This window comes from Azospirillum sp. B510, assembly GCF_000010725.1.
Classification (GTDB): Bacteria; Pseudomonadota; Alphaproteobacteria; order Azospirillales; family Azospirillaceae; genus Azospirillum; species Azospirillum lipoferum_B.
Window position 1 is genome coordinate 3,030,725 of sequence record NC_013854.1, and the last position, 14,781, is coordinate 3,045,505.

At 69.7% G+C, this 14,781-nt stretch carries 7 protein-coding genes and 1 CRISPR repeat array; of the genes, 1 reads left to right on the forward strand and 6 read right to left on the reverse strand.

Annotated elements, in window-relative coordinates; all coding sequences use genetic code 11:
- Positions 1 to 143: 143 nt before the first annotated feature.
- Positions 144 to 1,796 carry a tetratricopeptide repeat protein gene (locus AZL_RS14170; protein WP_042443217.1) on the reverse strand — a complete coding sequence of 551 codons (1,653 nt, stop codon included), beginning with the start codon at positions 1,794 to 1,796 and terminating at the stop codon, positions 144 to 146.
- A 201-nt stretch (positions 1,797 to 1,997) separates the two neighbouring features.
- Between AZL_RS14170 and AZL_RS14175 the strand changes: the two genes are divergently transcribed.
- Positions 1,998 to 3,569, forward strand: a complete 1,572-nt coding sequence (locus AZL_RS14175) for an adenosine deaminase family protein (protein ID WP_173380483.1) — start codon at positions 1,998 to 2,000, stop codon at positions 3,567 to 3,569.
- A 349-nt stretch (positions 3,570 to 3,918) separates the two neighbouring features.
- Here AZL_RS14175 and AZL_RS14180 read toward each other — a convergent pair whose 3' ends face one another.
- The 5 genes from AZL_RS14180 to AZL_RS14200 all read right to left on the reverse strand — a co-directional run bounded on the left by AZL_RS14180 (position 3,919) and on the right by AZL_RS14200 (position 14,609).
- Complete coding sequence (locus AZL_RS14180) at positions 3,919 to 5,049, reverse strand: ISAs1-like element ISAzs11 family transposase (RefSeq protein ID WP_012975213.1); 1,131 nt, start codon at positions 5,047 to 5,049, stop codon at positions 3,919 to 3,921.
- 72 nt (positions 5,050 to 5,121) lie between these two features.
- A CRISPR array of direct repeats spans positions 5,122 to 7,689; the repeat unit is 37 nt; unit sequence GCTTCAATGAGGCCCAAGCATTTCTGCCTGGGAAGAC.
- Positions 7,690 to 7,951: 262 nt separating this feature from the next.
- Entirely contained in the window at positions 7,952 to 8,647 is a 696-nt protein-coding gene (gene tagF, locus AZL_RS14185; protein WP_247894226.1) for a type VI secretion system-associated protein TagF, read from the reverse strand.
- Positions 8,644 to 10,836 carry a type VI secretion system membrane subunit TssM gene (tssM, locus tag AZL_RS14190; protein WP_012975215.1) on the reverse strand — a complete coding sequence of 731 codons (2,193 nt, stop codon included), beginning with the start codon at positions 10,834 to 10,836 and terminating at the stop codon, positions 8,644 to 8,646. The genes tagF and tssM overlap by 4 nt, the downstream gene beginning before the upstream one ends.
- An 8-nt stretch (positions 10,837 to 10,844) precedes the next feature.
- Positions 10,845 to 12,077 carry a type IVB secretion system protein IcmH/DotU gene (gene icmH / locus AZL_RS14195; protein WP_247894227.1) on the reverse strand — a complete coding sequence of 411 codons (1,233 nt, stop codon included), beginning with the start codon at positions 12,075 to 12,077 and terminating at the stop codon, positions 10,845 to 10,847.
- Positions 12,078 to 12,173: 96 nt separating this feature from the next.
- Entirely contained in the window at positions 12,174 to 14,609 is a 2,436-nt protein-coding gene (locus AZL_RS14200; RefSeq protein WP_012975217.1) for a transglycosylase domain-containing protein, read from the reverse strand.
- Positions 14,610 to 14,781 lie beyond the last annotated feature (172 nt).

Below are 14,781 nucleotides of genomic sequence, written 5' to 3' on the forward strand. Positions count from 1 at the left end.
ACGCGGCCTTTCCAGCGGGCCGCTTCGCGAACCGCCAGCATAAGCCCGAAGCCGATGGCGAAGAAAGCCGGAACCGTCGCCCTGGTCGCCATGCCGGCGCCCGGCCGGCGGAGGGAAGGCCGCTCACCCGCCCCCGGCTCCGGTCATTTGGCTCCCGTCGGGGCATCGACCCCGAAGGAGATCTGATTGTTGTCATAGCGGGCGACGATGCGCAGGCGGTCGCCGGCCGACAGCAGGATCGGCTTTTCCAGGAAGGTCATCGCCTGCTTCCAGTGGTTGGTGCGCGCCCGGCTTTCCGACCGGTAGACCACCTCGTCATCCATGAACAGGTCGAACCAGAAGGCGACGCCATGGCAGGTGCCGGCGGTGACGATGGTGATGTCGATCACCCGCTCGCCCTCCTCCGGCATGTTGCGCGTGAAGTCGAAGTCAAGCGCGGTGAAGGGCTTGGACAGCGGCGTGTGGGCGTCGGCGCCGAGATCGATCTGCTGGTAGCCGGGAGAGCGGAAGACGTCGAAGCTGCCCATGTCGAAGCCGTCGATGGTCTCCACCGGGTTGATGCGCGCCAGCTCCGGCGTCTCCACCAGCATGGCGTAGACGGTGGAGGCGCGGGGGATGATGGCGCCGCCCGGCTTCACCAGATGGGTGCGGGCATGCTGGAGAACCGACAGCATGCGCGGGGCCAGCATGCCGATGTTGATCAGTTCCGAGACAAAGACGTCGGCCTTCTCCGGCAGGTCGCCGCCCTCCCCCACCGTCAGCTGGGTGGACAGGCGCGGCACCACATCGATGCGGGCCGCATAGCCGTTGCGCGCCACCGTCTCCTTGGCGACGCGGGCGAGGATCGGGTTGACCTCGCAGGTCACCACCTTCCGCGCCCCGGCCCTGGCCGCCATCATGGCGACGATGCCGGAGCCGGTGCCGATCTCCAGCACCAGCGACTCCGGCTTCACCGCCCGTTCCAGCGACCGCTTGTAGGCCTCGTTCCGCTCGAAATCGTTGATCATCGGCAGGTGCCAGCCCGGCACCGCGCTGGAATGGATCAGCCGGCGGGTGAACTTCACCATCGGGTGGTCGGGCGCCTGCTCGCGCGCCGATTCGATCACCTCGATGGCCTCGCCGGCGCGGTCCAGGCTCTGCAACACATGGGCGAGCCCGACCTGGGCCGGGACGAAGCGCGGGGCGGCGGCCAGCACGACGCGGAACTCGGCCTCCGCCTCCTCCAGCCGGCCGCCGGTGGAGAGAAGCTCGGCCAGGCTGTAATGGACATCGAGATAGTCGGGAGCCTGGTCCAGCGCGATGCGGAAATGCCGTTCCGCCTCCTCCAGCTCACCCAGCTCGCGCAGGGTGGCGGCGAGGAAATGGTGCATCTCCGGCGCTTGCGCCCGCAGATCCAGCGCGGCGCGGAAACAGTCCGCCGCCTCGTCCAGCCGGCTCTGCGCCTTCAGCGCGTTGCCGAGATTGCCGTGCAGTTCCGGCAGCCGCGGGTTGATGGCGAGGCCGGCGCGGAACGCCTCCTCCGCCTCCGCCGCGCGGCCGCGCTGGAAAAGCAGGCTGCCGCGGCTGTTGTGGAAGGAAGGGTCGTCGCCATCCTCGGCGATGGCCTGGGCGAACAGGTCGAGCGCGTTGTCGGGATGGTCGGTGTGGGCGGCGACGAGCCCCAGCAGATGCAGGGCTCCGGCATTGTGCGGGTCGGCCGCCAGCAGGTCCCGGCAAATCCGCTCCGCCCCCGACAGGTCGTTGCTGCGGAAACGCTTGGCCGCGTCGAGCAGGGTCGGGGCGGGGGTCTCGGTCATCGCGGCGGCTCCAGGATGGGCGGGAACACGAAAGCAGTGCCGCACCATACCGGGAATCACCGCCCCGCTACAGCCTTTCGATGCGGCTGGAATTGCTCTCGCCGATAACCACACCCTCCCGTCCCGAAGGAGCGAGTCGTTGCGCCGGGGCGATTATCAAGGCATCCATACCCGCAAAAGATGAAGAGGGGAGTTGCGGGCATGACGGGCGGAAGAGGGAAGGGCGGGGTCGCCGGGGTTCTGGCGGCGACGCTGCTGCTGGCCGGCTGCGCCACGGCGGAGATGGGGAGCGGCGGCGGACAGGCCGGCGGCGATGCCGCCGGATCGGCGGCGGCGCGGCGGTTCGAGGCGGTGCGGAACAACCCGCCGGAACTGCGCGCCTTCCTCTACCGCATGCCCAAGGGCGCCGACCTGCACAGCCACCTGACCGGTGCGGTCTATGCCGAGACCTACATGCGGATGGCGGCCGACGCCGGGCTGTGCTTCGACGTCAAGACGAAGTCGCTGGTGGCGCCGACGAAGCGGGCGCCCTGCGGCGACGCCAAATCCGGCCGGCCGGGGGCGGCGGCGGTGATCGCCGACGGCGTGCTCTATCCGGTGGCGCTGAACGCCCTGTCGACGCGCGACGCGCTGCCGGTCTCCGGCTACAGCCTGCATGACCAGTTCTTCGCCACCTTCGGCCGCTTCCGCGCCGCGACCGGCGCCAGCCCGACCAGCGGCGGCGACCTGCTGGCCGAGGTGGTGGACCGCGCCGGCCGGCAGGGCGAACGCCATGTCGAGCTGATGGTGTCCTTCGGCACCGGCCCGGCCGCCGCCATCGGCAAGGCCTTCCCCTGGACGCCGCAGGCGGCGGCCGACCTGCCCGGCACCGCCGACCGGCTGATCGCCGCCGGCCTTCCCGCCCTGGTCGCCCCGGCCCGGCGGGAGATCGACGCGACGGAGGCGCGGATGCGCGACGTGCTCGGTTGCGGCACGCCGGCGGCACGGCCGGGCTGTGGAGTGTCGGTGCGCTATCTCCAGCAGGTGTCGCGCACGCAAGCGCCGGGACCGGTCTTCGCCACCACCCTGTTCAACGCCCTGCTGGAGGCCCAGGACCCGCGGGTCGTCGGCCTGAATTACGTGGCGCCGGAGGATAATCCGGTGGCGCTGGAGGATTACGACCTGCACATGCGCATGGTGGCGGAGACGGTGCGGCGCCAACCCGGCACCAATGTGGCGCTGCATGCCGGCGAGTTGACGCTGGGCCTCGTCCCGCCGGAGCGGCTGCGCGACCATATCCGCAAGGCGGTGGAGATCGCCGGGGCCAAGCGCATCGGCCATGGCGTCGACCTGATGTATGAGGATGATCCCCAGGGCCTGCTGCGGCTGATGGCCGCGCGCAAGGTGGCGGTGGAGGTCAACCTGACCAGCAACGACAAGATCCTGGGCGTCAGCGGCAAGGCCCACCCCCTGCCGGTCTATCGCGCCGCCGGGGTGCCGGTGGTGCTGTCCACCGACGACGAGGGCGTCAGCCGCATCGACCTGACCAACGAGTTGCGGCGCGCGGTCGAGGAGTTCGGGTTCGGCTATGCCGACCTCGTCGGGCTGGCGCGGGCCAGCCTGGAATACAGCTTCCTTCCCGGCGACAGCCTGTGGTCCGCCCCCGGCTGCACCCCGCCGGCCCGCGAGGAGGCCTGCCGCGCCGTCACCGCCCGCAGCGAGAAGGCGCGGGCGCAATGGGAGCTGGAGGAGGCGCTGGCCCGCTTCGACCGCGAGATGGCGGCGACGCGGTAGCCGACGGCGGGAGCGGCCCCCCGCCGCGATGGGGCGCGGCGGGGGGTAGCCGGGGTGGAGGCATCCAGTTCCCCTGTTGGCCGGAGCCTGCGGCCAATGTCCCTGGCATGGCGGGCGGTCGCCGGGGAAGAGAACCGCCCGACGGCGTCGCCGGCCATCACGACACGACACGCCAAAGAGGCCCGGGCATCGCTGCTCGGGAAGGCGGCTTGGCGAACGGCGCAACATCGCCCTTGCCATCGCAGCTTCAATGAGGCCCAAGCATTTCTGCCTGGGAAGACTGTGCCAGGTCTGCGCCGCAATCCCCGCCATGAACCCGCTTCAATGAGGCACAAGCATTTCTGCAGGGTCATCGCATTTGGCCGAGGATGGATCTTGCGAAGTCGTCGGACCATCCTGAGCGTTTTCGCTTTCGGCGGACGGAGATATCGCGCCGGGCCCGGTTCAGGATGTTGAGCGCGAGCTTGCGGAGGGTGGCGAGGTTTTCCGGCCCGTGCTCCTTGCGGTTGCGGGCGCGATCCTCGTCGAAGACGACGTCGAGCACCCAGTGCAATCCGTTTTCGATCGACCAATGGGCGCGGGCGGCCGCCAGATAGTCGGCCGCGCTGAGCGCGCGCGAGGCGATGTGGTAGTGCCGGGTCACGGTGGTCTTGCCGCGATGCTCGACTTTAGCCTCGATCAAGCCCAGACAGGCCATGTCGGGCAGCAGGACCGGTTCGCTGCTGGCCGCTTTGGGACCGCGCAGCCAATCCAATTCGTGACACACCCAGGCCCGCCGGGTCTCGATCCGGCCGTGATCGGCGTCGGTGGTCGTGGCACTCGCCAGCCCGGCGCACAGTTCCGGATCGGTGAAGTACTCCTCGACCATGGCGAGCAGGGCGGGATGGTTGCCCTTCAGCCGCAGCAGGTAGTCGCCGCCGCGCTTCCGGATGAGGCGGGCGGTCTCCTCCTGACAATGGATGGCGTCGGCGGTGACCAGATGGCCCTGGAGATCCAGGCACTCCAGCAGGGCACGGGCGGCCAGGATCTCGCTGTCGCCCTCGGCCACCCGGTAGCTGTGCTGGCCCACCACCAGCCGCGTCGCCGAGGCGAAGGCCGTCACCACCGCCAGCGGGTTGGACCGGGCCGCGTCATCGAAGGAGCGGCGTAACGTCTTGCCGTCGATGGCGATCACCCCAGCCCCGGCCGTTCCCAGCCCCTCCAGGAAACGGCCAAAGCAGGCGGCAAAGGCCACCGGGTCCAGCAGCCGGAAGATGCGTGAGAAGGTGTCGTGACTCGGCACCCCGTTCTCCAGACGCAAAAACGACCGAAACAGCCCCTCGCGATCCACCGCGAAGTCGGCAAAGTCGGCACAGCTCTCCGCCCCGCACACCGTTGCCGTCAGCGCGATCGTCAGGATCTCCAGCAGGTCGTGCCGCTTGGCGTTGCCCGTGCGTGGGTCCGGCAACGCATCGAACGCTTTCTCAAACCACGATTGCATCGGGGGCTCCAAAATCGGCGATAAAGCCCCTTACAGAATCCTTTTCTCTCACACACGCTACTCAATTTTTCCAAATGCGATTCCCCTGAGCATTTCTGCCTGGGAAGACGGCGGGGGTCGAGCTATCGGCGGCCGTAGGGTCCCAGCTTCAATGAGGCCCAAGCATTTCTGCCTGGGAAGACGCCTCAACGGAGTAGCGTACCCGTCCGTTGAGAGCAGGCTTCAATGAGGCCCAAGCATTTCTGCCTGGGAAGACCGTGCATACACAGCAGGATGAGGTTCCGTGGGCGTTGCTTCAATGAGGCCCAAGCATTTCTGCCTGGGAAGACCCGGGCCGATGACCAGACGATCACGACATCAAGACCGAAGCTTCAATGAGGCCCAAGCATTTCTGCCTGGGAAGACCCAGCCCTGCCGCCACAGCCGGCCAGATACGGGGCCAGCTTCAATGAGGCCCAAGCATTTCTGCCTGGGAAGACGTGGTCAGTTAGTGGCCAGCACCCAGCCTCGAATATTCCAGCTTCAATGAGGCCCAAGCATTTCTGCCTGGGAAGACGCGAAAATGTCGACGAAGGAGATCGCCGACTTCACCGCTTCAATGAGGCCCAAGCATTTCTGCCTGGGAAGACAGACCTCGTAGACGATGGCACGGCGGATGTCATTTTGCTTCAATGAGGCCCAAGCATTTCTGCCTGGGAAGACCCTATACCGTGTTTCGCAGCGACGACTGGTCGGAGACGCTTCAATGAGGCCCAAGCATTTCTGCCTGGGAAGACCAGACACCGTAATAGGTCCGCGCCTCAACCGCCTTGCGCTTCAATGAGGCCCAAGCATTTCTGCCTGGGAAGACGTGGGTGGAGGCAGGTGGGCTGTCCCTTGCCAACCTAGCTTCAATGAGGCCCAAGCATTTCTGCCTGGGAAGACTCAAGAAGCGCAAGAAATACTACATCTCCTACACCGAGCTTCAATGAGGCCCAAGCATTTCTGCCTGGGAAGACGCACACCGGAGTTACGCCAATGACCACCACCGACATCGCTTCAATGAGGCCCAAGCATTTCTGCCTGGGAAGACGACGGAACAGCATGAGGCAGCCACCGGCCGCTTACTGGCTTCAATGAGGCCCAAGCATTTCTGCCTGGGAAGACACAGCTTCGGGTCGGTGGGCAGGTCGTCACGCAGCAAGTTGCTTCAATGAGGCCCAAGCATTTCTGCCTGGGAAGACGCGCGCTGCGCGTCGTCATAGTCGCGTATGGCCACGCTGCTTCAATGAGGCCCAAGCATTTCTGCCTGGGAAGACCAGCACCTTGTCCAGAGGGTACGCCTCGCTTGTCGGAGCTTCAATGAGGCCCAAGCATTTCTGCCTGGGAAGACCCGATGGGCGGCATCTCTATTACAACCGCGAATTCATGCTTCAATGAGGCCCAAGCATTTCTGCCTGGGAAGACCAGCGGCTGTTCGACGTGATGTCGTGGGGTCATGTGTGCTTCAATGAGGCCCAAGCATTTCTGCCTGGGAAGACGGTCGAAGGTCAAGAGCGGGTACGCCGTGGCCAAGATGCTTCAATGAGGCCCAAGCATTTCTGCCTGGGAAGACTCGCGGATTTGAGAAAACAAGGGAGCCTGTTTTGAACGCGCTTCAATGAGGCCCAAGCATTTCTGCCTGGGAAGACGATACGCTCGTAGGCAATCAGTTCACAGGTTGGGCGGCTTCAATGAGGCCCAAGCATTTCTGCCTGGGAAGACGCGCGCGTGCTCGCCGCCTTGTGGATGCGGCAGACCCACGCTTCAATGAGGCCCAAGCATTTCTGCCTGGGAAGACGCAGCGGTGCCGCCGGCCTGATGCAGGTGATGCCGGCGCTTCAATGAGGCCCAAGCATTTCTGCCTGGGAAGACCCAGTGCCGGGAAGTCGTGGGTCTGTAGCAATGGAGCTTCAATGAGGCCCAAGCATTTCTGCCTGGGAAGACAAGCGGATGGAGGTCGGTTTGGAAACCAAGTGCAGCGGCTTCAATGAGGCCCAAGCATTTCTGCCTGGGAAGACTCTCGGGACGATCGCGTGATCCCAAGTTGGGAACAGTTCTGGCTTCAATGAGGCCCAAGCATTTCTGCCTGGGAAGACGCAGCCGGCGGAGAGCGCTGACCGACGGATTCGGGACGCTTCAATGAGGCCCAAGCATTTCTGCCTGGGAAGACGGGCACTCGCCGACGCATCATCTGCTCGGCATTCTTCACGCTTCAATGAGGCCCAAGCATTTCTGCCTGGGAAGACCCTGCTGTTCGCGTTGCAGGCCGGCAACCGTTTCGTGCTTCAATGAGGCCCAAGCATTTCTGCCTGGGAAGACGGAGAGACCGGCGTGGGTTTCCTTCCCGCCAGCAACGCTTCAATGAGGCCCAAGCATTTCTGCCTGGGAAGACTAAGAATAACAAAACCTGATGTCTTCGCGGCGGGACAATAGGCTTCAATGAGGCCCAAGCATTTCTGCCTGGGAAGACCAGCAGCTTGCTGTTTTCATCCGCAAGCATTTCGTAGCTTCAATGAGGCCCAAGCATTTCTGCCTGGGAAGACGTTTCCTCCCTCGGGGCGGCGGACGTTTTCCCCCTGGTGGCTTCAATGAGGCCCAAGCATTTCTGCCTGGGAAGACGGCTCCCCCCATAAGCGTCTCGTCCTCAACGGCGAATCGCCACGGAGTCGAGCGGTGGAGAAAGCTGTCGAAGTGGACAGGTTTTTTGGTCCGCTTTCGTTCTGAACGATGTCAAGGATCCCTGCGAAAACAATGGCTCCGCCTTTCGCGAGCGGTGACCGGGAATTCGCGTGTGCCGGACCGCTCGCGAGGCGGGCGGCAGCGGAAAGGATATCATGGGACCGGCGGGGACGTCACCTGCGCGAGTCCGGACGCCTTTGTCCTACCCGTCCGCCGCATCCTCCCAACCCCAGCGGTCCCAGGCGCCGTCAAGGAAGGCGGTCAGCCGGGGGCCGGCGGGGAGGCCGGGGCAGGACAGCAGCGACGGCGCCACCCGGCCAGCGCCGCGCGTCCACCACAGGCTGGCATCGGCGCACGGCGGACCGGACAACCGGCCGAGCAGGGCGCGGGCGGCGGCCCCGACGCGCTCCGGATCGGGGCGGCCGAGGATCGCCAGACGGGCCGGCAACCCCTCGACATCGGCGCCGGCACGGCAGGCGTCGACCGCCAGAGCCTCGGCGCGGGCGAGCCACGCGGCACAGGCGGCGGGCGCGTCGGCGATGTCGAAACCGGCGGGAAGGCCGGCGGCGATGGTGAAGGGATAGGGGCGGCCGACCCGGTCGGCGCTGGGCATCCAAAGCCCGACCAGCGGCGCGGCACCGCACAGGCCCGCCGACAGGGCGAAGCGCCAGACCGGGGCCTGGGCGAACAGCGGCTGCCACTCGCCGCCCAGCCGGCGGCCGGCCTCGCCCAGCGCCACCGACAGCCAGCGGTCCCAGGGGGCGAGAACCGCGCCCGGCAGGCCATGGCCGACGAAATCGCCGCGCGCCGGCACCTTGCCGTGGAACCCCATCACCGGATCGGCGCCCAGCCCACCCGCCGCCACGGCTCCGCGCCGCATGGTGAAGGCGCCCATCATGGCGGGGCCGCCCGGCCGGGCGGGGAAAAAGGCACGGATGACGCCGGGGTCGCGGAGGGCGGAGCGGAGGGCGTCCGGGCGGCGGCGGACTGGGCCAACACCTCCTCAACGCGGGCGACCAGCGCCTCGTCGGGCGGGACGGGGGCGAAGCCGGCGGCGAACAGGGCGGCCAGATGGTCGCCGAGGGCACGGCGATTGGCCTCGTTGGCCGGGCCGGGCAGCGTACGCTGCCAGTCGAGCGCCAGCCATTCCGCCACGGCGCCCGCCTCCATCGGCTCGGCCCCGCCGACCATGCGGTAGACGCGCAGGGTCTGGCGCAGTTGGTCGGGCAAGGCCCAGTCGGCGCGCAGCCTCTCCTCCATGCGGAGCGCGATGCGGGCCAGGAACTGGCTGCGCAGGGCGCGGCGATAGGCCTCCCGCGCCGGGCCGGCGATGCGCGCGCCCTGATAGAGGCCGCCGGCCAGCGCCGGGGCCGCCCAATGATGCCCGGCCCAATCCCGCCCAGCCCAATCCCGCCCAGCCCAATCCCCAGCCAAATCGGCCATGCCGGCGGCCGGCGGCAGGGCGCGCAGCGCGTCCAGCGCCGGCAGGATCGCCGCCGGATCGGCATCGTCCACCCGCGCCAGCGCCCGCGGCGCGGTGTCGAGCGGGCGCAGCGCCGCCTCCACCGCCGCCGCCCCGGCATCGGCACGCTCCAGCAGGGCGGCGTTGCCGCGGGCGCTGACCAGCCACCAGCCGCCGACCAGCAGGCCGAAGGCGAGCGCGGTGGCGGCCGACAAGGCGGCGCGGCGGCGGCGGGTCCGCTCGACCGCGCGGTCGCGCTGGGCGAGGTTAGCCTCGGGGAAGACGACGTCGGGCAGCAGCCGGTCGAGGAAATAGGTGGAGGGCGGAGCGTCGGCCTCCGGTTCCAGCAGGCCGAGCGAGCCGCCGGTCTGGAGGGCGCTGGTCAGGTAGAGGCCACGCAGCCGCGGCGTCTCCTCCCCCTGTTCGGAACCGAAGACGGTGTCGACGATGTCGGCCAGCGCCGGTTCCAGCGCCGCCACGCGCAGCGGCAGGGCGAAGGCGTCGCAGCGGCGGCGGATGTCGGGTTCCTGGTGCAGCCGGTCGAGCAGCCGCTCGTCCAGCCGCCGCACCAGACCGGCGTAGAGATCGCGGAAGACGGGCAACGGACCGCCGGCGGGCTCCGCCGCCGGCAGGGTCAGGCCCCAGATCTGGCTGCGCGCCTCGCGGTCGAGCGGGTCGAAGAAGGTGGCGAAGCCGTCCAGCAGGTCGGCCTTGGTCAGCAGCAGATAGACCGGCAGGCGCAGGCCGAGCTGAACCCGCAGCTCGTTCAGGCGCTGGCGGACCAGGATGGCGTGGTTGCGCCGCTCGGCCCCGGTCCAGCCCGTCAGTTCGGGGATGCTGAGGGTCAGCAGCACGCCGTTGGCGGGCTGGAGCGGCCGATGCTCCTTCAGCAGGTCGAGCAGGCCGGACCACACCCGGCCATCGACCGCGCGCCGGCTGTCCTGGGTGGTGTAGCGCCCGGCGGTGTCGATCAGCACGGCGCGGTCGGTGAACCACCAGTCGCAATTGCGGGTGCCGCCCAGTCCCGCCAAGGGGCCCGCCAAGGGACCGGCCAGGAGACCGGAAAGCGGCTTGGCGGCGGCATCGCCCTGCGCATGGGCGGCGAGGCCGGCATTGGCCAGCGCCGTGGTCTTGCCCGAACCGGGGGCGCCGATCACCAGATACCAGGGCAGTTGGTAGAGATAGCGTCCGCCCCGGCGCTTGCGCAGCTCGGCCAGGACGGCGTCCAGCCGCTTGCGCAGCGTGCCGATCTCCTCCAGCGAGGCCTTCAGCTCGGGATCGCGGCCGGCGGCCAGCGCCTCCAGCAGGCGGGCGTTGGCGGCGCGCTCGCGGGCGTCGGTGCGGCGGTTCAGCGCGACCCAGACCGCCAGCGCCAGGGCGAGCGGCAGCAGCCGGACGCTCCAATCGGCCTGGACGGTCGGCAGCAGCGACGGGGCGGCCGACGCGGCCAGACGCGGCAGCAGCAGCCAGCCGGCCAGCCCCAGCGCCAGCGCGCCGGCCAACGACAGCCCCCAGCGCGAGCGGGCGGAACGGTGCGGCGACGGGGCGGCGGCGGGCTTGCGCCGGCCCGGCTCGCGGCGCGTCGCCGCCTTGGCGCCGGCCTTCTGGGGACGGGGATCGGCCATGGCGCGCCCTAATGCGGATAGAGGCGGATGTCGATCCGCCGGTTGGCGTCGCGCCCGGCGGGCGTGTCGTTCAGCGCGACCGGCTCCTGGTCGCCATGGCCCTCGGCCGACAGGCGGGCCGGCGGGATGCTGCGCTCCAGCAGCCTGCGCACCGCCTCGGCGCGGGCATCGGTCAGGGCCTGCCCGGTTGGAAGGCGGCCGGTGGTCGGCGACTGGTCGTCGGTATGGGCGACCACCAGGACGCCCCCCGGCTCCGCCGCCAGGGTCTGGCCGACCCGTTCGACGATGGCGCGGTGACGGGCCTTCACCGCGTCGCCGCCGGTGGCGAACATGGCCGCCGCCGGGATGCGGATCACCAGCGCGCCATCCTCCCCCGCCAGCACCTCGACGGCGCCGGTGCGGATTTCCGGGGCGAGCTGGCCGGTGATGCGGGCGATCAGGGCCGGGCCGGCGGTGGGCGGCGGCGGCGGGACCAGGCGGGCGATCTCGATCGGGCGGTCGGGCAGCAAGGCGGCGATGCGGGCCAGCACCGGCTCCGCCTGCCGGTCGAGGCGGGCGGCGAGATCGACATAGAGGCCGGACAGGCCGAGCGCCACCGCCGCCCAGACGATCCAGCCCGGCAAGCCGCCGGCACCGCCCCCCTCCCCGCCCCCCAGGCCGGTGCGGAGCGGCCGGAACGGCTCCGCCACCCCGGCCCAGGCCGGCGACAGCTCCGCCGGCACGTCGCCGCGGGCCCGGCGCAGGACCCGATACAGCTCGTCGCGCAGGCGGGCGAGGTCGTGGGCGCCGCCGGGCTTGTCGCGGAACCGCCCCTCGAAGCCGAGCGAGAGGCAGGCATAGAACAGCTCCAGCCCGTGACGGTGGCGGCGGGGATCGGCCAGCATGCCGTCGAGCAGATCGAAGAAGCGCACGCCCGCCCCCGGTTCGGCCACCGCCGCCCCGCCATGGCCGGCGGCGCGGGCGACATCGTCCAGCGTGGCGGACAGGGCGACACGGGCGGCGCGGATGTCCTGCTCGTCGAGATCGGCCGCCGCCGCCTCGCGCTCGAACCGCTCCAGCGCGGCGGCGCGCGGCGGCTCGGTCAGACCGCGGTCACGCAGGGCCCCGGCGAGATCGAGCACCGGGGCGGCGGCGCTGAGCAGCGGGTTGAGGGCGGCGCGGTGGCGGGAGGACGGCGGCGGAACGGAGGTATCGGCGATGGCCGGGGAAATGGCCTCCGCCAGCGGATCCGGTCCGTCCAATCGCTCATCCGCCTGCATGTGTCGTCCGCTGTGGGGAAATCCGGGGGAGATATAACAGGGTCGGGGCGGCGGGGGGAACCTTGGGGCCGTGCCCCCTCACCGCGCGCCGGTATGGCTGTAGTCGTATTGCACCCGCGACGCGCCGCCGGACCCGCCGGCGATCTTTTCGATCAGCGAGCCGATGCCGCCGCCCGAGCTTCCGCCCGCGTTCCCTCCCGGCCGCGCGTCGGCCGACGCCATCGGCACGCCGCCCAGTGCCACGCCGCCCAATGGCGCGGCTCCCGGCGGCGCGGCTCCCGGCGGCGGGGTCCAGGCCGGGGCGCCGTCCAGGCCGGGGAGCGGGCGGGCCGGCTTTCCGGCATGGGCGTCCAGCATGAACTCGCGCCACAGCTTGGCCGGCAGGGTGCCGCCGGTAACCTTCCTCATCGCCTCGTTGTTGTCGTTGCCGAGCCAGACGCCGGCGACCAGATCGGCGGTGAAGCCGACGAACCAGGCGTCGTGATAGTCCTGGGTGGTGCCGGACTTGGCCGCCGCCGGGCGGTTCAGCCGGGCGCTGCGGCCGGTGCCGTAGTCGAGCACGCCGGTCATCATCTGGGCGAGCTGCACCACATGGGCGGGATCGACCACCGCCCGGCCGCCGCCGCCCTGGCGCCGGTAGATCACGGTGCCGTCGCGGCCGGTGATCTCGGTGATGGCATAGGCCCAGACGGGAACGCCGCGGTTGGCGATGCCGGCATAGGCGCGCACCAGCTCCAGCGGCGTCACCTCGCTGGTGCCGAGGCCCAGCGACAGGTCGCGGGTGAGCGGCGAGGAGATGCCGAGATTGGAGGCGATCCGCCGCACCCGGTCGGTGCCGACCCGGTCGATCAGCCGCGCCGTCGCCGTGTTGGAGGAATGGGCGAGTGCGGCGGCCAGCGTGATGGTGCCGCGATATTTGCCGTCGTAATTGCCGGGCGACCAGGTGCCGAGCTGGACCGGGGCGTCCTCGATCTGGCTGTCGGGGGACCAGCCGGCCTCCAGCGCCGCCAGATAGACGAAGGGCTTGAAGGCCGATCCCGGCTGGCGCAGCGCCTGGGTGGCGCGGTTGAACTCGCTGCTGTCGTAATCGCGGCCGCCGACGAGCGCCCGCACGGCGCCGTCCGGGCTCATGGCGACGAGCGCGCCCTGGCGGACGTTGGCGGCGGCGCCGGGACCGGCGAGCAGCGCCTCCAGCCGCTGTTCGGCGGCGCGCTGCATCTTCAGGTCCAGCGTGGTGCGGACGACGACGTCGCCATGGTCGGGACCGGCGAAGCCCGGCACCAGTTCGGTCACCCAGTCGGCGAAATAGCGGCCGTCGCCGCCGGGCTTGCGCTTGGGCGACGGCTTGGCGCTGCGGGCGGCATCGTATTGCGCCTGGGTGAGATAGCCGGCATCGAGCATCGCCGCCATCACCACCCGCGCCCGCTCCGCCGATTCATCGGGGTTGGAGCTGGGGGCGTAGCGCGACGGCGCCTTCAGCAAACCGGCCAGCACCGCCGATTCGCGGACATCGACCTCGGTCGCCGGCTTGCCGAAATAGGTGCGGGCGGCGGCATCCACCCCGAAGGTGCCGGCGCCGAGATAGACGCGGTTGAGATAGGCGGTGAGGATCTGGTCCTTGGTGAAGCGGCGCTCCAGCCACAGCGCCAGCATCGCCTCCTGGATCTTGCGCTTCAGCGACTTCTCGGGCGTCAGGAACAGGTTCTTGGCAAGCTGCTGGGTGATGGTCGAGCCGCCCTGCACCGCCCGGCCCGAACGCCAGTTGACATAGATCGCGCGCGCGAGCCCCAGCGGGTCGATGCCGAAATGGCTGTAGAAACGGCGGTCCTCGATCGCCAGCACCGCCCCCACCAGATGCGGCGGCAGGTCGCGCACGCTCACCGTCGTGCCGTGCAGGTCGCCGAAGCGGGCGAATTCGCTGCCGTCGGCGGCGAGCACGGTGATGGAGGCGCGGCGTTCGAACTGCGCCACCTTGGAAATGTCCGGCAGGTCGAGCGCGAACCAGGCCAGAACCGCCCCCAGAGCGAGGCCGCACCAGATGGCGGCGACGAGGCCCCACTGCACCAGCCGCTTCAGCCAGCCACCACCACCGGACTTCCTGGGCGGCTGCGGCGCCCGGCCGGGACGGCCGGCGGGTGGCGCGGGAGGCTGCGGCGGCTGGCCGCCGGAGCGGCGGGCGGGCTGCTTGGACAGGGTCGGCTTGGATAGGGTCGGCTTCGGCAAGGCGATCCGTGGCAGGGAAGGCAGCGAGAAGGACGGCAACCCAGGGCGGCGCGGCCGTCGGGATTGCCCATAGGGCGTCGGCGGAGGCGCTGCCGACGGTGCCGCCAATGACGGTGAACGACGCGGCGACCCGTCCGTCCCGAACAGCTTGGCGGCGAGCGCGCGCACAGCCCCGCCCGCCGTCAGCCGGTCGAGCGGCGACGGGTCGTTACGGGTGCGGACAGGGCGGGGGCCGGCATAGAGCTGGCCCGCTCGTTGGTCCCTCTGGCGGTCCGGTCGGTCGGCGGTCACGGCGCGCTCGCTGGCCCTGTCAGGTCGGTGTGGGAAGTGCGGGAAACGTTCCCGCTTCGATCCTCATACGCTCACGGCCGCCCGGCCGGAAGGCCGGCGGCGGGTCGGCGATTATTTGGCTTCCGACCGTGGCGAAAGGATGACTCTATCCGAAATCGCGGGGGTCTCCCTC